Raw genomic sequence first — 22,684 nt, 5'->3', positions numbered from 1 at the left:
AGCCTTTATTTAAAAGCATTTTGTAAATTTGACAAATTCTTAAAATCATAACTATGAGATTATTTAAAATTCTTGGTGTCACTGCAATGGCTATTACTGCAACATCGTGTGTGAGTAAAAAGCAATTCGACGCCCTTAACCTTAACTATCAACAATGTGTTAACGACGCCGCTGATAGACAAAGACAAATCCAAGATTTAACTTCCAAAAACTCTGGATTACAAAGCCAAAACGACTTGCTAATGGGACAAAATAATGCATTAAAATCTAGTCTTGATGCGTGCCTTAGCAATTCTGGAAAAAGCTCCACCAACATTGACAAGTTAGTTGGAGAAATTAATGCTTCTAACAAATACATCAAGCAATTGATCTCTACAAATTCTAAAAATGATAGTTTGAATATGGCATTGTCTAACAAACTAAAACGTTCTTTAGACAATATCGCAGATCAAGATGTTGACGTTAAAGTACTGAAAGGTGTTGTAATGATTTCCCTGTCGGATAAAATGCTATACCAAACTGGTAAATTCGATGTATTGCCAGCAGCGCAAGATGTTTTAGGAAAAGTTGCTAAAGTTATCAACGATTATGACACATATTCTGTATTAATCGAAGGTAACACAGATAACGCAACACTTAACAGCGCATCCGTACCGAGAGACAATTGGGATCTTTCCGCACTTAGAGCAACTGCTGTAGCGAAGATTCTGCAAACACAATTCGGTGTTAACCCTAACAGAATTACAGCTGGAGGTAGATCAGAATACAATCCTAAAACGACCAATGCTTCTGTATCTGGACGTGCAGAAAACCGTAGAACAGAAATCATCATCATGCCGAAGTTAGACGAGTTTATGAAGTTGATGGACATCGCACCAGTTAAGAAATAATGGGATTTTCAAAATTTCTAAAATCTATAAAACCTTGTCGCTTTGACAAGGTTTTTTTGTTTAAATAATCTTAACTTTGATTTTTAATTTTTTTAAACTTTGAACCTTAAGCAATGAGCTATTTCGAAGAACTTGACCTACCTATGGATCGTTATCTCGAAGCGCACGCTTCCACCGAACCAGACATCCTGAAAAAACTGCGTAAAGAAACTTATCAAAAAACAACGCAGCCACACATGATTTCGGGCTATTTGCAAGGACGATTACTAAGTATCCTTTCCAAAATGATTACGCCAAAAAACATTTTGGAAATTGGCACTTTTACTGGTTACGCTACACTTTGTTTGGCAGAAGGGCTTTCCGAAGATGGAAAAATTTATACTTTGGACAAAAACGAAGACCTAGCTTATATTCCTCAAAAATATTTCCAACAAAGTGACTATGCATCCCAAATCGAATTTATATTAGGCGACGCAGCACATACAATTAAGAATTTAGATATTATCTGGGATTTGGTATTCATTGATGCGGACAAAGAAAATTACGAAAATTACCTTCAACTTATAAAACCAAAATTAAAATCTGGAAGCATTATCCTAATTGACAATGTACTTTGGTATGGCAAAGTTTTGGAAGAACATCCCAACAACAAAGCTACACAACAGATAAAATTGGTTAATAAAATCGTGACCGAAGACCCCGATTTCGAAAATCTAATCTTACCTTTGCGAGACGGTATTCATTTAATCAGAAAAAAATAATGGAAAAAGGAATTTGTAATGTATCCATAGCACCAGTAAGGGCCGAAAATACTGACCGTAGCGAGATGGTCACACAAATGCTTTTTGGCGAATCTGCCGATATTTTGGAAGTGAAAAACAACTTTACCAAAATCAAAATGCATTACGATGGCTACGAAGGCTGGATGGACACCAAACAAATAACACCCGTTTCCGAGACTTATCTCAACACCCGAAAAACCAATTACATCACAGAAACTTTCGACGCTGCAGCCACAGACAATGGCAATATTCTTTTGTCTTTAGGTTCGGAGGTTACTTACAAAACACCCATTGTCACGCGCAGTGCTGACAAGCGCGAGAGCATTGTCATTTGCGCCAAAGAATTTCTTAATGTTCCTTATTTGTGGGGTGGCAAGAGCTTTTTCGGGTTGGATTGCAGCGGTTTTACGCAGATGATTTACAAAATCCACGACCTCAAAATTCTTCGTGACGCTTCACAACAAGCCGAAAGTGGCGAGCCATTGACTTTTCTAGAAGAGGCCCAACCTGGCGACCTCGCCTTTTTCGAAAACTCGGAGGGGAAAATCGTACATGTCGGCATCGTTTTAGAAAATCAAAAAATCATCCATGCCCACGGCAAAGTTCGCATCGACCATTTGGACTCTTTGGGGATTTTCAACAAAGACCAAAACAAACATACGCACAAATTGCGCTTCATCAAATCTTATTTTTAGGGCGCGTCCCTCGCCAAAGCTTTTCCCACAACTCGGGTCAGGCTATCCGCTGCTATCTTTTTGTACCATACTTTCCCAAGCTTACAAAAAGGATATCCGCTACTATCCTTCGCGCGCGAATTAGTTCTTATTTTGTTAGATTTCACTTTTTGAATAAAAGTTCTGAATCAAATTATAAAAAAATCTCTCAAGATTATGAGAGATTTTACTTTTAATCATTTTTATACAGATTTGATATTAATAATTAATTATGATGTTTCATATTAAGCTTTATTTTTTTAAGATCTTCTAGCTCATGGATTGGTCGTTCTATATCATAAGGAATTGGCATTTTAGAAAAACCTTGAAAATACAACAAGCACGCATCTTTCCACCAAAAAGCATCTTTAGCTTGGATTTTTAGTTTAGACTGTACCGCAAAAAATCGCTCTTTATCAACATACGATTCTACTTGATCCCAAATTTTTTGATAAGTTCTTACACCTTTTACACCTTTATCATATTTGTACGCCAGATTATCCCACATGGATTTGTTATTTTTCATTTGATAATCCCAAGGCACATGATGAAACCATAACAAGAGGTTTTCTGGCGTTGTGTTGATATTATTGTAGATTTCCTTAAGAGGAGAATTGTACTGTGACACGGCATTACTTCCCGACATTGTTCTATCAAAACCTAATCCGTTAGCATCTGCTTTGTGATAATATACAGGCGTCCAATCTGGTCTTGCTCCAGGATAATCTCCCCAAGGCTCTGGTCCATAATGATGTTCGTTTGCAAAAATATGGTGTAATCCTAATGGCATCATATAATCGACAGCCGTTTCACGCGATGTCAACATCATATTTTTAATTGGATTAACGAAGTTTGTTTCAGTGGTAAAAGTCTGCTTCAGCCATTCATCAGCAATATGATCAGATGTTAAATCGTTGTTCCAAGCCAATCTCCCGAAGGCATACCAATTGGCCTGTGCGAAATGATGTCCCGTCCAGTTGTTATCTTCTCCAATATTGGCAACAGCGGCAATCGCGGACAACTGTGTTGTTTTCAGCGTCCCATCGGTTATTTTTGCAATGCTAGAGCCTTTTCCGAACGCATAAGTGTCACTGTCTAAAGTTTCTTTAAACAAAGGTGCTAAAAATACCAAATGATTTGAAAAACCTAAATATTCTTGTGTAATCTGAAATTCTACCATTTTGGAAGTTTTTTTCATCGCCCCAAATAATGGACTAAAAGCTTCTCTTGGTTGGAAATCTACTGGTCCATTTTTAATCTGAATGATTACGTTATCTCTAAATTTTCCATCCAAAGGGACAAATTCATTATAAGCTTGTTTTGCACGATCTTCTGGCGTCGGATTATACACAAATGCTCGCCACATAACAATACCGCCAAAGGGTTTCAGAACATCTGCCATCATATTAGCACCATCGGCATGAGTTCTACCATAATCTTGCGGACCAGGTTGGCCTTCCGAATTGGCTTTTACCAAAAAACCTCCAAAATCTGGAATGAGCTTATAAATCTCAGAAGTTTTGTCCTTCCACCACACTTTTACACTTTTATTGAGAGGATCTGAGTTTTCGAGATTTCCAAGAACTTTTGGAGAAGAAAAATTAACGGACAAATAAACTTTAATACCATAAGGACGAAAGATATCCGCTAAAACTTTTACTTTTTCCAAATAGTCTTTTTTAAGAATATTAGGTGACGCGTTAACATTGTTAAGCACAACAGAGTTGATGCCAATTGATGCATTGGCACGCGCATAGGCCTCATAACGTGGCGAAATTACATTAGGCAACTCGTCCCATTTCCAAAGCGAATAACCAGCATAGCCACGCTCCACCGTTCTGTCAAGATTGTCCCAATGGTTTAGGATTCTTACGTCATAAGAAGGCTTCTCGGTGATATTAAGATTTTGCGTATCCGCTTTAGTTTCTTGTAATCTCAAAATATGATAAACCCCATACAACAAACCAATTTCTGTAGATGAACTTATAGTAATTTTCTTCGGATCAGAAGTTATTTTAAAACCATCTTTCAAAGATTTTAAAGAAGTATCAGTTTTTAGTTCTACTGCTTGACCTTGCCAATAATTTATTAATTCTTTTTTTGCAATATTAATAGTCGCCGAATTTCCTTTTACAAAAATTTGATTACTCGAAATCCCTTGTTTAATATGAGGAAAACGAAGCCACAATTGGCTTCCGTCTTCTGCTAAAACAAATGATGGAATACAGCAACAAATCAGTAAGAAGAAAGCTAATTGCCTCAGATTAAAATTCATAACTTTTATTTTTAAAACCGAAAAAATTAAGCTTCTAGACCTTCAATGGTTTTGAAAGTCCCGTCTTCATTATATTCTAATTCAATAACCTTCATACTACGAAGCCAGGTTTTACCACCACTCGGTACAGAATCATGGAAGAACAAATATGTTTTGCCTTTGTATTCCACAATACTATGATGCGTTGTCCAACCAACAACTGGTGTTAAAATTACACCTTGATAAGTGAAGGGTCCGTAAGGATTATCGCCAATTGCATAACAAAGCAAATGCGTATCGCCTGTAGAATAAGAGAAATAATACTTGCCATTGTGCTTATGCATCCAAGAAGCTTCGAAAAATCGATGCTGGTCACCATGAGGCAAAGGTTTTCCATTTTCGTCAAGAATTAAAACATCTTTTGGCTCTTCTCCAAACTCTAACATATCATCGCGAAGAATGGACACTTTGGGACAAATTGCTGCTTCGTCGTTTTCTGGAAGAATGGCACTTTCCAAAGCTTTGTTATCTCGGTAACGTTGAAGTTGTCCACCCCAGATACCGCCAAAATATATATAATGTTTTCCATCTTCTTCAAAAACACATGGGTCTATGCTGTAACTGCCCATTATCGGATGTTTCTCGGGAACAAAAGGTCCATAAGGTCTATCGCTTATAGCAACGCCTATGCGGAAAATATCGTTTTGATCCTTTAATGGGAAGTACATATAATATTTTCCATTTTTGTGCGCCACATCGCAATCCCACAATTGTCGGCCAGCCCATGGAATATCTTGTACCGATAACACAACGCCATGGTCTGTAACTTCTCCATTTTCTACATCATCCAAAGAAAATACATGGTAATCCGCCATATCGAAATGGTCACCGTTGTCATTTTCTGCGATACCGCTTTCGCGATCGTGTGAAGGATAGATATAAATTTTATCTTCAAAAACATGTACAGATGGATCTGCCATATAATCTTTTGGGAACAGATATTTTGCTTTCTTCATAATCATCTTTTCTAATATTTAAAAATCTAATTTTCTTTAGCTAAGTGTATCAGCTTTTTAACAATTGGTTTTTCCTTATATTTTCTATCAAACAAGAGCGGATAATCTGTTCGACCAACAATTGGGAAATCATTTTTCCAAGAATCGCCATCGGTAACGCCCCACAGCGTTACTCTTTCCACTTTGTCTTTATGCTTTAGAAATAGACTGAAAAAATCCAAATAGCGTTTTTCCCAAGCCGCTTCTACGTCAGCTGGTAAAATACCATTATTGTAAGGATTAAGTTGTTTTTCGTAAGCTTGTGTATCGGCAACGTTGGATGATATCCTATGCGGAGAAGGTAGAGCGCTAATTTCTAGTTCGGTTACGCTTACTTTAACACCTGCATTGGCATAAGCGACAATGGCTTTTTCATATTCTTCAATACTTGGGTAATCTAAGCCGACATGCGCTTGCATACCGATACCATCAATACGGATTCCACGAGATTTAAAATCTTTAATCATTTTGGTTATTTGTTGTACTTTTCCAGAATGCCATTCGTTATAGTCGTTATAATACAATTCGGCGTCGGGATCTGCCTCGTGAGCCCATTGGAACGCTAAAGGAATAAACTCCTCTCCTAGAATTTCATAAAATTTAGATTTCCTGTAAGAGCCATCTTCCATAATCGCTTCGTTGACAACGTCCCAGCCTTTAATCTTTCCTTTGTAGCGAGAAACAACGGTTTGGATATGATTTTTCATACGTTGCTTGAGAACGTCAGCAGATACATTTTTCCCGTCTTTATCAACAAAAAACCAATCTGGCGCTTGCGAATGCCACACCAAAGTATGACCAATGGTAAACATATTGTTCTGCTGACCAAATGCCACAAACTTGTCTGCATCATCAAAAAAGAATTGCCCTTCTACAGGTTGCAAGAACATGCTTTTCATGCAGTTTTCAGCGACAATGGAGGAAAAATCTTTTTTAATAATGTTAATTCCTTTTTTGTCTTTGTCATGAATATGTTGAAGATTAAGCGCGGTTCCGATATAGAAATCTTTAGCGTAAGCCTGCTTCAAACTTGCAGACTTCTTAGTTTGGGCACCAACTTTATAGGATACTAATCCTAACAAAGTCATTAAAATAATACGTTTTTTCATAATTATTTATTTCGTCTTTCAGCCAAATCATGTTCGATTTGAACTTCCATTTTTTTATTAATTGAGTAAAAAGCAAGTAATCCACAAGCCAAAAGAAAAGGAATTGCAGGGAAAACACTCACTAATAATTTGGCTCCTTCCGCAACGCTTTCTGGTTGTGTCATGTGTACACCACTTTCAATTGAAATATAACCATATTGGCTAATAACCCACGCCACCAAAGCACTTCCTATTGACAAACCAACTTTTAGCCCAACCATCATCGCTGAAAAAATAATGGCTGTGGCACGACGCTTATTTTTCCATTCGGAGTAATCAGCTACATCGGCAATCATCGCCCATAACAAGGGTGTACCAATTCCATAGAAAAAGCCATGCAAAATCTGTGATAAAAACATCATTGACACCGACTCGGGAGGGTAAAACATAAACATTAGAATAAACAAGGTTGATACAAACAAAGACGCCATGAACACATCTCTCTTACCATATTTATCCGCTAAGTTTTTAGAAAAAGTAATTCCGATAATCATCATAATAATACCGCCTGCATTGAAAAGTCCAAAACCAGCAGATTTAACATCTTCACCGAAAAAATTCATCCCAATGGAATTAAAAAAAACTGTTATTGGCGCGATAAAGCTTGCTAGAGCTTTTTCATCGACATAGTTATTAAAATAATACACGTAAGCACCACCCTTCATGGCAAGTGTAATAAAAACTAATGTTGTAACACTTAGCATAATAAGCCAAGGTTTGTTTTTAAATAAATCTTTCAAATCAGATTTCAGATCGGACTTCTGCGCTTCGGTAGGAACAACTCTTTCTTTAGTAGTAAAAAATGTAATGAGCAACATCAGCGTTCCAATAACAGCCAGCCATGTCATGACCACCTCTATTCCCGCAGCTTTATCACCATTACCAACGGATAAAATAATCGGCAACATAAAAACCTGAACAAAAAACTGCGCGAACATCACCGCTACAAAACGATAGGATGAGATGCTGTTACGCTCGCCCATATCGCCTGTAATAACACCACTAAGCGCGGAATAAGGCAAGTTATTAGCAGCATAAAGTAATAATAAAATGCTGTAAGTTATCGCCGCATATATTACTTTTCCTTTATAATCGAAATCTGGTGTACTAAAAGCCAACAGCGCTGCAATCCCCAACGGGATGGCAGTAAACAAAATCCATGGGCGAAATTTTCCCCATTTGGACAATGTTCTGTCCGCCAAAGCCCCAATAAGTGGATTGAATCCAAAGCCCGCGACCAAACCTACCGATAAAGTAATCAAAGACGCATCTTCGGCTTTTAATCCATAAATGTCTGTATAAAAATAAGCTAAATAGGTAACTAAAGTTTGGAACACCAAATTCGCGGCTAAATCTCCAAGACTATAACCTACTTTTTCGAAGACAGATATTTTTGAGGATATATTTTTCATTTCAAATTAATTTAATTATTCTTCTGTTGTAAATGGCGACGCAGGAAGTCCAGATTGGTTTCTGAGATTTGCATGATCCGGATTATCAGCCCACGCATACCTAACAGCAATTGGCTCTAACACCTCGTCATTCCATACAATAATCTTATCAGCTTGGATTTTGGCATTAGCCCAAAACCATTTGCCTTCTTTATTTTTAATAGCAAATCCTTTCAGCTCTTGAACATTTTGAAAATCATTAGTTCCTTTTTTAAAACTAAGTATAGCTTTATTATTTTCGAATTTCACGGATTGATAAATTGGTCCATCTGCAATAATATTGGCTTTGTAGGAAAGCTTTTCTGCTTGTAAAGCCAATCTATCGCCGATGCTTTTTTTGTCCAAAGGGTGAATATCATTCCATTCTCCTAGATCAATCGCGACAGCTAATCCTGTATGAGAAAGCTTTTGTGAAATTTTTCGTTGTTGATTTCTTAATTCTGCCCAATTACTTTCTAATGCTTGCTTTTTTGGTTCCATAAAATTGGCCAACTGAACGATTAAAAAAGGCATATTTTTTTGCTGAAATTTCGTTCGCCAATCGTCGATCAAACTTGTTAACAAATCGCCATATTCTTTTGGTTTGCTCGTATTACTTTCTCCTTGGTACCAAAGCGCGCCTTTTATATTATAGTTGATTATAGGATGTATCATTGCGTTGTATAATCCTGTTGGCTTCCAACGGATAAAAGTTTGTCCAGGTGCTATGCGATCCATTTTTGTCCCAATCTTGTAATACCAATCACCCCTGAGATCTATTTTTTGTCCGTCAATTTCTAAATAATAAGGTTTGTCTGCGATAAACTCGCCTTTTCCACTTCCGTTAATAACACGAACGGTGATAATATTTTTACCTGACTTTAATAAACCTGAGGGAATGTTGTACCAACGTGGCGGATATTCATACGTTATATTGCCGACTTTAATTCCGTTAACGTAGGTTTCATCAGCATCTTTTATTCTACCAAGATTAAGAAAAGCTGCTTTTCCTTCTTTATTTTTTGGAATAAAAATTTCTTTTTTTAACCAAACAGATCCGTCGAAAGCGCTTTCCTGATTCTCCCAAGAACTAGGCATTTTTATAATCTTCCAATCCGAATAATTTGTCTGATTACTTTTCCAATCTTGGCTAAGCCCAATATCATTTTGATTAAGCTCAGAATACCAAGTATCGGCTAATGACTTTTCATTCAACTCTGTAGATTTTATAAGTTCATCATTATTCCATTTTTGAGCTTCTGCAATATATTCGGGATATTTTCTTAATGTTTTAATATCCATCCAGGCTTGTATTGGAGAACCTCCCAAACTGGCATGTATTATACCTACAGGGATTTTATATTTAGCGTTAATATCTTTTGCAAAAAAATAAGCTGCCGCAGAAAAATTGTTTATCGTTTGTGGATTCGTGATTTCCCAAGTTCCGTTTTCCAAATCTGTTTGTGGACTTTTAAAATTATATTTTTGAGGAACTGTAAAAAACCGAATATTAGGATTGTTAGCATTTTGTAGCTCGTCTGGATAAAGTGTTCTTACACGATACATTGGTAGTTCCATATTCGATTGTCCAGAAGTCAGCCACACGTCACCTATGAGGATATCTTTTAAAAGAATATCATTAATCTGCATTGTGTATGGCCCGCCAGCTTTCACTGCTGGTAAGATTAAGGACCAATCGCCTTTAGCATCGGCTTTTGTTGTGTAATATTTGTTCTTAAAATGTACATCAACTTTTTCTCCCACATCAGCTTTCCCCCAAATTCTAAGTTTTTGGTCACGTTGTAAAACCATTCCGTCGGAGACCAAAGCAGGAAGTTTTACTTTGGCTTCAAGATTTTGAAGCGTTCCCAAAATGCAACAAACAAAAAGCGAGAGATAAGCTTTGACAAATATTTTCATAATAATTACTGGTGCTAAAAAAAGTTAAGTATGGCGATCTTGGTGTCTTAACGCCAATTCTGCATTTCAAAAAAAAATTAATGAGTTAAAAGTTTTATTAAAATGTGGTTATTCTCCATAAAATCCACTTTATCATTTTATAATCTACAAAACCATCAATTTGTGTTTTTCTAAAATAAAATTTTCTCTTAACAAACCAAAGAATCCAAATCAACAAAATGCGAATACAAACAAAAACACAACAACAAAACACCGAGTAATAAAGAGAAAAGCCCCATACTTATCATACAAAATAAGAAAATAAAACCGTCCAAATTATTCACGGCAACATCTTTAATAACAAGCTATAAAACAGTCTTATAAAGTCTATAAAAAATCTTTAGTTTACTTATCGTATTTTTTACAATATCCTTTTGGGCTTTTATTTTCTTTTGAAGCAAAGGACAATAGATTAACTTTAACATTAATTTAACATTTAATTATTAATAATTTCATCTAATAACTGCTTTAAAAACATCAATATTAACAATTAAATTCACCAAAAATAGAGGCAATCAAGATTTTTAAGATATTAAAAAATTAAAATCGCACTTATTACCGCAATACAAATGCTAAATATTGACCAATTTTTCGTTATTAATATTGGTTTTGTTATACATTATTTATTTGTTTATTAAAAATTTAAAAACTGTTTTGGTACGGTAGGTCTCATTTGGATTCAAGATAAACTTTGGAAATTCTGCCTGATTTGGAGAATCTGGAAAAGCCTGAGTTTCTATACAAAAGCCTGTTCTTTTTTTGAGCTTCTCATCAGTTTTGCATCGAATATCAGATTCTAAATGATTTCCCGAATACAGTTGAAAACCTGGTTGATCCGAGAAAATCTGCATTATTCTACCCGATGTCGTGTGGAAAATTTCCCCAAAATATCGAAACCCAGCACCATCCATCACCATAGTATGATCGTAACCCTTTCCGACTTGGATTTGTTCTTCTTCGCTGTTAATATGCTCGCCAATTTTTTTTGAAATTCTAAAATCGAAAGCGGAATTTTCAACACTTTTAACATTTCCCAACGGAATAGCATTTTTATCAATCGGAATAAAACTAGAGGCATTGAATTGACACTCATGATCCAGAATCTCTTTCGAAAAATCTCCCGAAAGATTAAAATAAGCATGTTGCGTGAGATTAATAATGCTGGTTTTGTCAGTCGTAGCTTGGTAAGTAATCTGGAGTTCATCATTATTGGTCAGTGTATAATAAACTATTACTTTAAGATTTCCAGGAAAACCACCTTTGCCATCTGGACTAATATAGGTCAATTTCAAGGTTTGGAAAACCGTATTTTGCAAAATCTCAACATCCCAAATTTGGTTATGGAATCCAGAGTTTCCACCATGCAAAGTATTTTCGCCGTCGTTAACTTCTAGATTATAAACTTGATGATTAATTTTAAACTTTCCCCCAGCAATCCTATTAGCATAAGGTCCGATAATGGCTCCAAAATAATTAGGATTTCCAAGAATATAATCGGCAGAATCCGAATATCCCAAAATAATGTCTTGGAAAACTCCATTTTTGTCAGGCGTTGATACTGATGTGATAATTCCGCCAAGATTGATAACTTTAAGCGACATTCCATTTTGGTTGGTCAACGTAAATTCTTTAACCAAAGTCCCGTCTGGCATTTCGCCAATTGTCTGTATGTTAATTGGTTTTATCGTCATTTTAATTTTGTGTATAAGGACTTTCTGGCGCGCCTAGATAAGACGGCTTTAGCCCGCCAGTGTTAATGAGTATTTTTTGAAGAACAATACCAGGTTCCAAAACTTTGAATCTCAACGAATGTTTTCCTCGCTTATCAATCGCTATTTTAGATTTTGATTTGATGATGTGCTCTGCTTGCCATTCTGCCAATTCGCCTTTATAATGTCCATTAAAATTAATTGTTTGAGGATTTTTTCCGTCTAAAGACAACTCGTAACGTAATCCTTTGTTGTGATTAAAATTAAGCGTCGGTGCTAATAATAATTCGATATCGAAAGTACCTGTTGTTGCAAAATCGATATCATACTCAACATACAAATCGTCTTTTGAAGTTGGGTAAAGCTTTTGTGGGAAAGTTGTAATCCCTGATTTTGTTTTTCCGAAATCCGGAATCACTTTCCATTCAATAGTTGTTGAATTATTTTTTCTGGCAAAGTTTTCGGCTTCTATAGAAACATAACCGTCTTGTTCTTTAAACAATTTTGAAGCAGTATGATCTTCTACATGAAGCACTTTGGGCATTTCATTCTTTTGAGGTTGTTGCCAATTGGTGTAACCAATATGGATTTGGTCCATCATATGTTTCCACTTTCCGCCTGCAATTTCGTTGTTGTATTTGTTACTCAAATGAGTATCGTACTCGAATTTTTGCTTTGCAATCTCCGCAAAAACATTAGCTTCAAGTTTATTTTCTGAGGCGAGTTTTTTATTTTTAGCGATATTGAAATACATTTCGTACAAATTACTAGAGGCATCTATCGGATACAAAACCAATTGAAAATAAGCATCTTTGTAAGCTTGGGGTATTTTGTTATACAATCTATTTGCTTCCAGCGCGAGGCTTTGGTATTCGTTAACAACACGCTCGAATTCGTTATAATTTTCGAGATTGTAAGTTTTATCATCCAGCATTTCTGGCGTTACGCGACGGTTGTATTTGGTGTACAAATTAATCATTCTGGCAATTGCTTTCGAATGTTGTTCTCCAAATTGTTGCGAAGCCCATTCTTCGGTATAAGCCATCAAATTATCTTGATTAAAACGTTTTGGATCCCATGCCATATCCATAAAAAATGAAATCGGAAATTCCATTGGTTTTAGATCCCCAACATTCACCACCCAAAGTTTTTTCACTTCATGTTCGTAGGTTAGATTCATTTGTTCCCAAATTCTTTGAATTGGGCTAATATTAATCCATTTCGTATTGCGCGGTCCTCCGACATAGTCAAAATGATAATACATCCCGTAACCTCCTTTGTGTAAAGGTTTTGTAAGATCTGGAAGTTTTCTCACATTGCCCCAATTATCATCACAAAACAATAACATGACATCATCCGGAACGCGCATTCCCGCGTCGTAATAATCCTGAACTTCCTTGTATAAAGCCCAAACTTGCGGTGTTTTGTTGGCTTTTTTTCCAGTTGATTTTTCGATAATCTTACGTTGATTGTTGACGATATTTTCCAAAAGAGAAATATTAGTCCCTTCCTCCATCGCTTCGTCACCATCGCCACGCATACCCATGGTTACCAGACGTTCCCAATTGTTGCTGCGTTCGATACCTTTAGTCCAAAATTCGTTTAAGACTTTAGCATTTTTATTATAATCCCAAATATTAGGCAAATTGTTTTTCTTAATATAACGTCGCCAATCTTGTTGTGCCAAAGCCATTGGCTCGTGATGCGAAGTTCCCATAACGATGCCCATTTCGTTTGCTAATTCTCCATTTTGTGGATCATCATCGTAGAAGGCGCTTCCCCACATCGCTGGCCACATATAATTGCCTTTGAGACGTAGAACCAACTCGAAGACTTTTTCATAAAACTTAGAATTAAATCCTCCATAAGTATGTCTTGCCCAACCGCCTAATGAAGGTTCTTCATCATTCAAAAAAATTCCTCGAAGCTCAACTTCTGGTTCACCATCGGTATAAGTTCCTTTTTTGAAGTAAAGATTATCTTTTTTCTCAACAGGAACATCTGCCCAATAATGCCAAGGCGAAACCCCTATTTGTTTAGAAAATTCATAAACACCATATATGGCGCCACGTTTGTCGCTTCCGGCAATTACAATAGCATCCTGATTTTTATTAAATGGATTTTTGATGTTCTGAACGATATATTTTTCTCTTTTATTTTTAAGATCATTCGCATTGATTGCTTTGGATTTTACCAACTGCTCGATAATGCTGTTTTGTCCTAATGTCCCTACAATAATCAAAGTTGCATTAGAAGTTGTAGCCTGATGATACAAGCTTGGCGCAGCGCCCAAAACCTGCTGTACATCGGTTTGCAAATTCTGAACGGCACGCAAAACACCTTTATCTAAAGAAGCGTCGGTATAGATTTTGAAAACAGCATTACCGCTTTTCAGCGCGATGCTTTCTTTAGTTTTTTTATTAATAATAAAAGGCTCGGTTGCCCAAGAAAATTTACCAAATCCTAATCCTACTACAATAATTAATAAACTTCTTTTTAATCTTTTCATTTTTACTTTTTAAAGTTTAACATCATTTCCTACAGTACTATATAATCCTATTAAAGTGCCCGAAAATCCTCCTGCAACATCGGTTGACAAAATATCACCAGAGACGATATTTCCTACATTTCTAAAATCTTTTCCATCCAAAGAATATCCAAATTGATAGTCATCTCCATCAGCTTTCACCTGAAGAAAAATTGGTTGCGTAAGTTTGATTTTTTCTGTTGCTAATAATTTGGATTGTCCTTTTTCGGTTCGTTCTAAAACCAAGAAATTTTCTTTATTTTTTTGAACAATTCCGAATACATAGTTGAAGTTTTCGCTTTGGTAACAAGTAATTCCGGATAATTCTTTTTCGGATTTTGGTTTGAAATCGAGACGTACCTCGGCTTCAAAAGATACATGTTGCTGTCTTACAAATAATGCAGAAATAGGCGCTTTGTCTTTAACATTGGTTTGGAAAGCATTAATCTTAACCCCATTTTTGGTAACAGAAACAAACTCTTCTTTTGGACCGCGCATGGCTACCCAACGAAAATCTAGTTTTTCATTATTCAATTTATCATTAAACGAAAAATTTCCATTTGGTAAAAATCCATTTTGTCCTGTTTGGTTTTTAACCCCTTTTGGCATTTTAATTTTAGCCTTAAGAGGTAGTAATCCATTCTCGAATACTGGAAAATCCCCCGACCAATCTACAGGAAGCAAATACGTCTCGCGCCCCGTATTAACGCGCCATTTGCTATTAGGTCGCACACCCAAAAACACGCCATAATGATGATTGTCTGGGCCTTCCACCAGATCGGCATGACCCGCCCAATCCACTTTGTTATCTCGGTGTTTTGGAAAATAGCGTTGCGTCAAAATCGGATTGTTAGATGCCGGCACAAAAGGCCCTTTTGGCGAATCACTCATAAAAATAACTTCGCTGTGCCAATCGCCCGTTCCTCCTTCTGCGCACATCAAAAAGTATTTTCCGTCTTTTTTGTAAAGATGTGGTGCTTCTATCCAAATAGGTTTTTGAGAAAGGTCAACTCCACCATTAACTATGATTTTATCTGTATTAGGAATAACCTGATCTTTTTCTAAATCGAATTCCCATATTTTTATAACACGATGACCCGAATATTGCTCGGTTCCTACAGGTGGCGCATCGTTATGAACGACATAGGCTTTCCCGTCATCATCAAAAAATAAAGAAGGATCGATGCCATCAAAATTGAGCTTTTGCACCTCGCTCCAAGATTGTCTTGGATCTTTGGTTTTCACCAACATATTCCCAATTCCACTAGCAATTTGCGTGGTTATCATATAAAAAGTATCGTTGTAAGGATTGTATCGAATAGCTGGCGCGTAGATGCCTTCCGAAAAACCTGCCGTGCCTACTTTGAGTTGAGAAGGACGATCCAAAACATGTCCTAACTGCTTCCAATTGACCAAATCCTTGGAATGAAAAATCGGAACACCCGGAAATACAGAAAATGAAGAATTTACCAAATAGTAATCGTTTCCTTTTTTGGTTATACTAGGATCTGGATAAAAACCTTGCAAAATCGGCGAATACATCTCATCTTCTTTCAGTGGATTTTCATCATAAATTTTATCTTTTCCTTGATATTTAAAATTTGAAAAAACTTGTGCCGACATCGAAGTCGATAACGATAGCATTACAGCCGAAAAAATGATTTTTTTATTCATAACATTCAAATTCATAAGCTTAATTTTAAAATTAATTCAAGACATTTTTTTCTTTACGATTCAGGTATTTAATAAGACACCAAGCGAGGATATACGATATTCCTGCGATGAAGAAGATGATATTATAACCGTTATTAATGTTCCCTTGTTTTTTAAAATAATCTAAAACAATCCCAATAAACAATGGAAAAATAATCCCTGCGACAGATCCCATCATCCCGCCAAATCCGATAACAGAACTAACGTAATGATTGGGCAAACGATCGCCCACTGTGGTCATAAGATTGGCTCCCCAACCTTGATGCGCTGCCGTTGCAAAAGCAATAACTACGGTAATTAACCACATATTATCTAAGTATTTTGAAAACATAGCCGGCACGACCAATAAGGCAAAACCTAGCATGGTAATACTTCTTGCCTTGTTAATATTCCATCCTTTTTTTATTAAAAGTGAAGAAATATAACCACCGCCAATACTTCCGATTGTGGTACCGCCATAAATCAAAATTAAGGGTAAAGAAGGTTTTGTTAAATCCATTTTGAAAACGTCAGCAAAGTAAGCTGGCAACCAAAACATAAAGAAATACCAAATCGGATCTGTCAGCATTTTTCCGATAGCGAAAGACCATGTTGCTTTTAGTTTCAAAATGTCTTTTAGCGGAACATTGGTTTGTTGGTTATCAATTTGTTCTTGGTCGCTTTTGATATAAGCCAATTCTTCGGTTGATAATCTTTTGTTGTCTTCGGGTTTGCTATAGAATTTCCACCAAAGAATAATCCACAAAAGTCCCGCAGCACCTATCCAGACGAAAGTCTCCTGCCAACCATAATGTCCCAAAATAAAGGGCACCAAAATAGGCGCTAAAATGGCACCTACCGTCGCACCAGAATTAAAAATCCCTGTTGCCAAAGCACGTTCTTTTTTGGGAAACCACTCTGCTACGGACTTAATTGCAGCAGGAAAATTCCCAGCTTCCGAAACGCCCAAAGCAGTTCTGGCAATCAAGAAACCGAATGTACTTTTTACGAAGCCATGTCCCACGGAAGCCAAACTCCATACCACCAAAGACACAGCGTAACCTATTTTGGAACCTACTTTATCAATAAAACGTCCCATCAAAAGATTTCCTAATGCATAAGATGCTGTAAAAGCCATAACAATGTAAGAATAGTCCTTCTCCGACCATCCAAACTCGGCCTCCAATGTGGGTTTTAAAAGACCCATAACTTGACGATCGAGGTAATTAATTGTTGTTGCAAGAAAAACCATGAACAACATAAACCATCTTAAATTTTGTTTTTTTGGTGCTTGCATTTTAAGATTTTAGTTGGTTTAACAATTCATGAACTTTAGATTTTAGATCTTCTAAAGAGCGATTATTCTGTATTAAAGCGCTGCCTTGTCCAACTGCAATCGCGCCACCGTTGAGCCATTCTTTAATATCTTCAAACTCGGAAGAAATACCACCCGTTGGCATAAAGTCCATGCCAGGGAAAACCGCTTTTATTGATTGGATATACTTTTTACCCACCACATCGGCTGGAAATATTTTTACCAATTTTAAATCATTTTGAAACGCAATATTAACTTCCGACGGCGTAAGACATCCTGGAATTATTAAGCTATTTCTGCCCTTCGCATGTCGAATTAGCTCTTCATTAATAACAGGTGTTATTATAAAATCCGCTTCGGCATTAATAAATAAATCGAGTTCTTCTGTATTTTTTATCGTGCCGATACCTAGAAATAAATCTGGACATTCGGATATAGAATATTCTTTTAAATTTTTAAAATTTTCTAAAGCCTGCGCACCTCGGTTGGTGTATTCTACAACGCGAATTCCTGCATCGTAAAGCGTTTGGATTATGCTTTTAGAAACCTCAAAAGACGCATTGTAAAACAACGGGACAATTTTTTGTTCTTTTATTTTGTGATGAATTGGATTCATAAATTTTCGATATTAATACTGTTATCAATAGTGTCGCCTTTTACAAAAAGCTTTTTGAAAGCCACTTTGGTCGCGTCATTCAAGATTTGTTGTGGAGGATTGTTGCGTATATTTCCGTGGATTAAAGCTGCCATAAAAGCATCGCCACTTCCCACGCGTTCTTCTAGCTTTTCTGCATAATATTGTTCTGAAACCAACAATTGTTGCTTTGTAAACAAAGTCGCGTAATAGTTGACTTCTTCTCCTTGTGTGAAACGAAAAGTATTGGCCACCGCTTCCACATTCGGGTAAGATTTCTGAATTTCTAAAGCTGATTTTTCGGCTTGTTTCAAAAGTTGTTCATCATCAAAATGACCACTCAAATTACATTCGATTTTGATGTTTAGAAACTGCTGAATAGACCAAATATTCCCCATTAAAACATTAACGTAAGGCATTAATTTCGCAATTTTCTCTACTGGATTTTTATTAATCCAAAGAGCTTCACGGTAGTTAAGATCTAGAGAAACTTTAATATTTCTCCGTTTTGCTTCTTGCATCAAATCCAAAGACTTCTCAAAAGCTTTGTCACTTAAGGCTGGCGTTATAGTCGAGATGTGCAGCCAAGATACTTGATCAAAAATAAATTCGTTCTCACAACTCGAAAAATCCGACTCGGTAAACACCGACGGAAAACGGTCGTAGATGACACCCGCATTTTGCATATCGCCATCCGAGGGAAGATAAAATGTGCCTATACGTCCCGAATTATCATCAGAAAAAACATCAATGCCTTGTTTATTTAATTTTGATTTTAATTGATTTCCAATAAAATTTTGAGGCAAAGCAGACAAGAATTTCACTGGATTATTCCATTGTGCTAAAGCGGAAGCCACATTATATTCTGCACCGCCAACGTAGATTTTTAATGATTGATTATGTAACCAATCACCACTTGTATCAGGAGCAAAATGCAACAACAATTCTCCAAAACATAATATTTTATTGTGCTCCATTTTAAAATTCGAAGTAGTTTTTGGTATTATTATAGCAAATGTCTTGTATGATTTTCCCAACCCACTGTTCGTCGTTAGGCAAAAGTCCACGTTCCATTTCGGAACCCAACATATTACAAAGCAAACGTCTAAAATAATCGTGTCTAGAAAAGGATAACAAACTGCGCGAATCGGTCAACATCCCAACAAAAGTGCTTAACAACCCAATGTTAGAAATGGCATTAAGGTGTTTTTCCATACCATCTAGTTGATCCAAAAACCACCAAGCGGCGCCCAACTGGACTTTAGACTGTACTCCTGCTTCATTAAAATTTCCAGCAAGAGAAGCCAAAACTTCGTTATAAACAGGATTAAGATTATATATAATGCTTTTTGCTAATTTGTTTTCCGAATTGAGTTCATCCAACATAAGACTCATTCGTTGTGCAAAATATTGTTCACCAATCGCGTCATAACCAGCATTAATCCCAATATTTTTAAGCATTAAAGAATTGTTATTTCGGGTTGCCCCAATATGGAATTGTTGCACCCAGTTTTTCTCTGCATACATCTTGCAAAGTTCTTTCAGCAAATAACCGCAAAGCGCATCTGGATTAGAAAAAGCTGTTTTATTTCCTTTTAAAAATTCGGAATATTCTTTTTCTAAATCGGAGTTCCAAAGCGTGGTATCTGGAAAATATTCGAAGCCATGATCTGATATTTTTGCACCAACCTCATCGAAGTAATTGATTCGGTTTTGAAGCGCATTTAACAAATCAGAAGTTGATTGTATGCTTGTTCCAGACACATTTTCTAACTTTTTAATCGACTTCAAATATTCTGTTGGATTGATGATGTTAATATAAAGATCGGGACGGAAAGCAGGTAAAACTTGGGTTTCAAAAGCACTTGTTTTTAAAGCTTTATGATAGCCTAAATCGTCTGCAGGATCATCGGTTGTACAAAGCGTTGTCACCTTGAAATTTTTAATAATCGATTGTGGTCTAAAAGCTTCTGTTTGTAAGCTTTCTTGCATTTGATTATAAATATTTTCGGCATTATTAGAATTCAAATAATGTTGAATTCCGAAGGGATTTTTGAGTTCTAAATGTGTCCAATGGAATAAGGGATTTCGCAAGGTATACGGAACAACAAAAGCCCATTTTTGGAATTTCTCTCCATCGGAAGCTGCGCCAGAAATAAAATGTTCTTCGATACCAAAATTCCGCATTGCTCGCCATTTGTAGTGATCACCATCCAACCAAATCGCCGTAGGAGAACGGAAATTTTGATTATTGAAAATAACATCGGGCTCTAGATGATTGTGATAATCGATAATTGGTATTTTCTCGGCAAACCCAAAATAGAGTTGCTCTGCCGCTTTGTTATCTAATAAAAAATTATCGCTAAAAACACTTTTTTGAGAATCAGAACGCATGATAAAATGTTTAAAATTGAAAGAAAAACAAGACCTTACAAATCTTCAACGACATGCGTAAGATCTTGCTTTGATATGAAAAAAATAATTCAAAAATTACACACCACTGAAAGCGCTAAAACCGCCATCAACAGGCAATAAAGCACCTGTGATAAAACTAGCTGCATCCGAGCATAAAAACTGTACAGAGCCGTTCAGCTCATCAGCATCACCGAAACGTCCCATTGGTGTTTTGGCAATCACTTTTTTGCTTCTATCTGTAAAGGTGCCGTCTTCGTTGATTAATATTTTTCGGTTTTGATCTCCAATAAAAAAACCTGGCGCAATGGCGTTTACCCGAATTTTGTCCCCAAATTTGAGTGCAACATCAGAAGCTAACCACTGCGTAAAATTGGTAATTGCGGTTTTTGCAGCCGAATAGCCTGCAACTCTTGTAATGGCCGAATATGCCGCCATCGACGAAACATTCACGATACTTCCTGACCCTGTATTTGCCATTATTTTACCGAAAACAAAAGAAGGATAAACGCTTCCATTGATATTCAAATCAGTAACCTCATCCCAAGCTTCCATAGCCATATCGAAGAAGGATTGTTCTGCTGTTAAGGTTGCATTGGGAAGATTTCCTCCAGCAATATTGAGAAGAATATCTATTTTTGCGTACTTCTCTAAAATTTTTTTTGAAGCCGCTTCTAGACTCGGAATGTCAAGAACATTGGCTTCGATTGCTAAAACATCGCCTCCCACATTTTCTAACTCAGTAGTGATGCTTTGGAGTTTTTCTAAACTACGTCCTATTGCCACGACTTTCGCCCCTTGTTTTACAAAATGTTTTGCCAAACTTCCGCCTAATACACCAGATGCTCCAGTGATGATGGCTACTTTTCCTGCTATGCTAAAAATCTCGTTCATTGTTTTGTAATTTTGTTTGAAAATTTAGTTTTCTAAATCATCTTTAAGGGTTTCTATAACACCGTGTATCTGGCCAAATGCCAACATTCTTCCAAGAAATGAATAGCCTGGATTGTAATTTTTCCCAATATCATCGGTTAACAATCTTCCGTGATCGATGCGCATTGGCAAACCTGGATTTTCGATTTCAAAAATTTTGATAACGTCTATCAGTTTTCCGCGACCTTCTAAATGATGCGCTTCGACAAAATCACCATTTTCTAAAATATTGGTACTTCTTAAATGAACAAATTTGGTTCGTGATGCATATTTTTTCGCCAATTTGGGGACGTCATTATTAATTCCTGCGCTAAGCGAACCTGTACAAAATGTCAATCCGTTGTGTGGATTATCAACTGCTTTTAAAAGCCAATCAATATCGTCTTCGCAGGTTACAATTCTTGGCAAACCTAACAGCGAAAATGGTGGATCGTCGGGATGCACACACATTTGGATATTCCATTTTTCACAAATAGGCATTATTTTCTCCAAGAAGTATTTCATGTTTTCGCGAAGTTGCTCTTTACCAATTCCTTTGTAAAGTGTTAATAAGCTTTTGAATTTTTCAACGGGATTCTGCTCTCCTTCTTTAATATTACCATTGACAAAACCTTGAGTTTTTACAATGATTGTATCTATTAAATCTTCTTTTTCTTTTTCAGTAATAGAGGAATGTATAGCTTTGACTTTATTCAAAATTTCTTCTGAATAATCGTTGACAGCTTCAATTCTTCCTAAAATGTGGATTTCGAAATAAGCAAATTTGGCCTTATCGAAATACAGTGATGATGAGCCGTCTTCCCATTGGTAATACAAATCGGTACGTGCCCAATCCAAAACCGGCATAAAGTTGTAACATACAGTTTTGACGCCTGCTTTTCCGAGGTTTTCTAAACTTTGGATATAATTGTCAATCAGCAGATCTCTATCATCACCTGCATATTTAATAGATTCTGAAACGGGAAGACTTTCAACAACAGACCATCGAAGACCAAAACTCTCGATATAGTTTTTGTAATCTGCGATCGCCTCCAAAGGCCAGACTTCTCCATTTTTGATATCATGTAATGCTGAGACAATAGCTTCTACACCTATCTGACGAAGCATATCGAGTTTTATTGCATCTTTTTCACCGAACCAACGCCATGCTTTTTCCATATTAAAAAAATTGTTTGAAAACAAAGCAGATGATAAACACCTGCCTTGTTGGTCAAAAATAAAAAGTAATTAA

General features: G+C 36.4%; 17 protein-coding genes. 3 read left to right on the top strand and 14 right to left on the bottom strand.

Annotated features, from left to right (window positions below):
• Nucleotides 1-53: 53 nt before the first annotated feature.
• From G6R40_RS01090 to G6R40_RS01080, 3 genes are all read left to right on the top strand, one after another.
• Nucleotides 54-890, top strand: a complete 837-nt coding sequence (locus G6R40_RS01090; RefSeq protein WP_165130735.1) for a flagellar motor protein MotB — start codon at nucleotides 54-56, stop codon at nucleotides 888-890.
• Nucleotides 891-1,003: 113 nt separating this feature from the next.
• Nucleotides 1,004-1,651, top strand: a complete 648-nt coding sequence (locus G6R40_RS01085) for an O-methyltransferase (RefSeq protein WP_165130733.1) — start codon at nucleotides 1,004-1,006, stop codon at nucleotides 1,649-1,651.
• Entirely contained in the window at nucleotides 1,651-2,367 is a 717-nt protein-coding gene (locus G6R40_RS01080; RefSeq protein WP_165130731.1) for a C40 family peptidase, read from the top strand. The genes G6R40_RS01085 and G6R40_RS01080 overlap by 1 nt, the downstream gene beginning before the upstream one ends.
• A gap of 244 nt (nucleotides 2,368-2,611) precedes the next feature.
• On the opposite strand, the gene G6R40_RS01075 is transcribed toward G6R40_RS01080, so the two are convergent.
• From G6R40_RS01075 to uxuA, 14 genes are all read right to left on the bottom strand, one after another.
• Nucleotides 2,612-4,660 carry an alpha-glucuronidase gene (locus tag G6R40_RS01075; RefSeq protein ID WP_165130729.1) on the bottom strand — a complete coding sequence of 683 codons (2,049 nt, stop codon included), beginning with the start codon at nucleotides 4,658-4,660 and terminating at the stop codon, nucleotides 2,612-2,614.
• 26 nt (nucleotides 4,661-4,686) lie between these two features.
• Nucleotides 4,687-5,655: a glycoside hydrolase family 43 protein gene (locus G6R40_RS01070; RefSeq protein WP_165130727.1), complete on the bottom strand. Its 969-nt coding sequence runs from the start codon at nucleotides 5,653-5,655 to the stop codon at nucleotides 4,687-4,689.
• 26 nt (nucleotides 5,656-5,681) lie between these two features.
• Nucleotides 5,682-6,803, bottom strand: coding sequence for an endo-1,4-beta-xylanase (locus tag G6R40_RS01065; protein WP_165130725.1), 1,122 nt, complete (start codon nucleotides 6,801-6,803; stop codon nucleotides 5,682-5,684).
• A 2-nt stretch (nucleotides 6,804-6,805) separates the two neighbouring features.
• Nucleotides 6,806-8,254 carry an MFS transporter gene (locus G6R40_RS01060; protein WP_165130723.1) on the bottom strand — a complete coding sequence of 483 codons (1,449 nt, stop codon included), beginning with the start codon at nucleotides 8,252-8,254 and terminating at the stop codon, nucleotides 6,806-6,808.
• 15 nt (nucleotides 8,255-8,269) lie between these two features.
• Nucleotides 8,270-10,192, bottom strand: coding sequence for a sialate O-acetylesterase (locus tag G6R40_RS01055; protein WP_165130721.1), 1,923 nt, complete (start codon nucleotides 10,190-10,192; stop codon nucleotides 8,270-8,272).
• A gap of 662 nt (nucleotides 10,193-10,854) precedes the next feature.
• On the bottom strand, nucleotides 10,855-11,922 hold the full coding sequence (locus G6R40_RS01050; protein ID WP_228455888.1) for an aldose epimerase family protein: 1,068 nt from the start codon (nucleotides 11,920-11,922) through the stop codon (nucleotides 10,855-10,857).
• A 1-nt stretch (nucleotide 11,923) separates the two neighbouring features.
• Nucleotides 11,924-14,449 (bottom strand): glycosyl hydrolase 115 family protein, encoded by a 2,526-nt coding sequence (locus G6R40_RS01045; RefSeq protein ID WP_165130719.1) that lies wholly within the window; start codon nucleotides 14,447-14,449, stop codon nucleotides 11,924-11,926.
• A 9-nt stretch (nucleotides 14,450-14,458) separates the two neighbouring features.
• Entirely contained in the window at nucleotides 14,459-16,156 is a 1,698-nt protein-coding gene (locus tag G6R40_RS01040; protein ID WP_165130717.1) for a glycoside hydrolase family 43 protein, read from the bottom strand.
• A 16-nt stretch (nucleotides 16,157-16,172) separates the two neighbouring features.
• Nucleotides 16,173-17,456, bottom strand: a complete 1,284-nt coding sequence (locus tag G6R40_RS01035; RefSeq protein ID WP_165130715.1) for an MFS transporter — start codon at nucleotides 17,454-17,456, stop codon at nucleotides 16,173-16,175.
• A 1-nt stretch (nucleotide 17,457) separates the two neighbouring features.
• Nucleotides 17,458-18,090 (bottom strand): bifunctional 4-hydroxy-2-oxoglutarate aldolase/2-dehydro-3-deoxy-phosphogluconate aldolase, encoded by a 633-nt coding sequence (locus tag G6R40_RS01030; RefSeq protein ID WP_165130713.1) that lies wholly within the window; start codon nucleotides 18,088-18,090, stop codon nucleotides 17,458-17,460.
• Nucleotides 18,087-19,085: a sugar kinase gene (locus G6R40_RS01025; protein ID WP_165130711.1), complete on the bottom strand. Its 999-nt coding sequence runs from the start codon at nucleotides 19,083-19,085 to the stop codon at nucleotides 18,087-18,089. The genes G6R40_RS01030 and G6R40_RS01025 overlap by 4 nt, the downstream gene beginning before the upstream one ends.
• A gap of 1 nt (nucleotide 19,086) precedes the next feature.
• A complete protein-coding gene (gene uxaC, locus G6R40_RS01020) occupies nucleotides 19,087-20,502 on the bottom strand; it encodes a glucuronate isomerase (RefSeq protein ID WP_165130709.1) in 1,416 nt (471 codons plus the stop codon).
• A gap of 96 nt (nucleotides 20,503-20,598) precedes the next feature.
• Entirely contained in the window at nucleotides 20,599-21,414 is an 816-nt protein-coding gene (locus G6R40_RS01015) for an SDR family oxidoreductase (RefSeq protein ID WP_165130707.1), read from the bottom strand.
• A 24-nt stretch (nucleotides 21,415-21,438) separates the two neighbouring features.
• Complete coding sequence (gene uxuA / locus G6R40_RS01010; RefSeq protein WP_165130705.1) at nucleotides 21,439-22,611, bottom strand: mannonate dehydratase; 1,173 nt, start codon at nucleotides 22,609-22,611, stop codon at nucleotides 21,439-21,441.
• Nucleotides 22,612-22,684: the final 73 nt, after the last annotated feature.

It is taken from the genome of Chryseobacterium sp. POL2 (genome assembly GCF_011058315.1).
Taxonomy (GTDB): domain Bacteria; phylum Bacteroidota; class Bacteroidia; order Flavobacteriales; family Weeksellaceae; genus Soonwooa.
This window is presented reverse-complemented; position numbering and strand designations above follow the sequence as displayed.

Coding starts and splice junctions, on each gene's coding strand:
- G6R40_RS01050 (WP_228455888.1), bottom strand. CDS start 11,922: ATGACGATAAAACCAATTAACATACAGACAATTGGCGAAATGCCAGAC.
- G6R40_RS01035 (WP_165130715.1), bottom strand. CDS start 17,456: ATGCAAGCACCAAAAAAACAAAATTTAAGATGGTTTATGTTGTTCATG.
- G6R40_RS01070 (WP_165130727.1), bottom strand. CDS start 5,655: ATGAAGAAAGCAAAATATCTGTTCCCAAAAGATTATATGGCAGATCCA.
- G6R40_RS01075 (WP_165130729.1), bottom strand. CDS start 4,660: ATGAATTTTAATCTGAGGCAATTAGCTTTCTTCTTACTGATTTGTTGC.
- G6R40_RS01085 (WP_165130733.1), top strand. CDS start 1,004: ATGAGCTATTTCGAAGAACTTGACCTACCTATGGATCGTTATCTCGAA.
- G6R40_RS01040 (WP_165130717.1), bottom strand. CDS start 16,156: ATGAATTTGAATGTTATGAATAAAAAAATCATTTTTTCGGCTGTAATG.
- G6R40_RS01080 (WP_165130731.1), top strand. CDS start 1,651: ATGGAAAAAGGAATTTGTAATGTATCCATAGCACCAGTAAGGGCCGAA.
- G6R40_RS01030 (WP_165130713.1), bottom strand. CDS start 18,090: ATGAATCCAATTCATCACAAAATAAAAGAACAAAAAATTGTCCCGTTG.
- uxaC (WP_165130709.1), bottom strand. CDS start 20,502: ATGCGTTCTGATTCTCAAAAAAGTGTTTTTAGCGATAATTTTTTATTA.
- G6R40_RS01060 (WP_165130723.1), bottom strand. CDS start 8,254: ATGAAAAATATATCCTCAAAAATATCTGTCTTCGAAAAAGTAGGTTAT.
- G6R40_RS01015 (WP_165130707.1), bottom strand. CDS start 21,414: ATGAACGAGATTTTTAGCATAGCAGGAAAAGTAGCCATCATCACTGGA.
- G6R40_RS01090 (WP_165130735.1), top strand. CDS start 54: ATGAGATTATTTAAAATTCTTGGTGTCACTGCAATGGCTATTACTGCA.
- G6R40_RS01045 (WP_165130719.1), bottom strand. CDS start 14,449: ATGAAAAGATTAAAAAGAAGTTTATTAATTATTGTAGTAGGATTAGGA.
- uxuA (WP_165130705.1), bottom strand. CDS start 22,611: ATGGAAAAAGCATGGCGTTGGTTCGGTGAAAAAGATGCAATAAAACTC.
- G6R40_RS01025 (WP_165130711.1), bottom strand. CDS start 19,085: ATGGAGCACAATAAAATATTATGTTTTGGAGAATTGTTGTTGCATTTT.
- G6R40_RS01055 (WP_165130721.1), bottom strand. CDS start 10,192: ATGAAAATATTTGTCAAAGCTTATCTCTCGCTTTTTGTTTGTTGCATT.
- G6R40_RS01065 (WP_165130725.1), bottom strand. CDS start 6,803: ATGAAAAAACGTATTATTTTAATGACTTTGTTAGGATTAGTATCCTAT.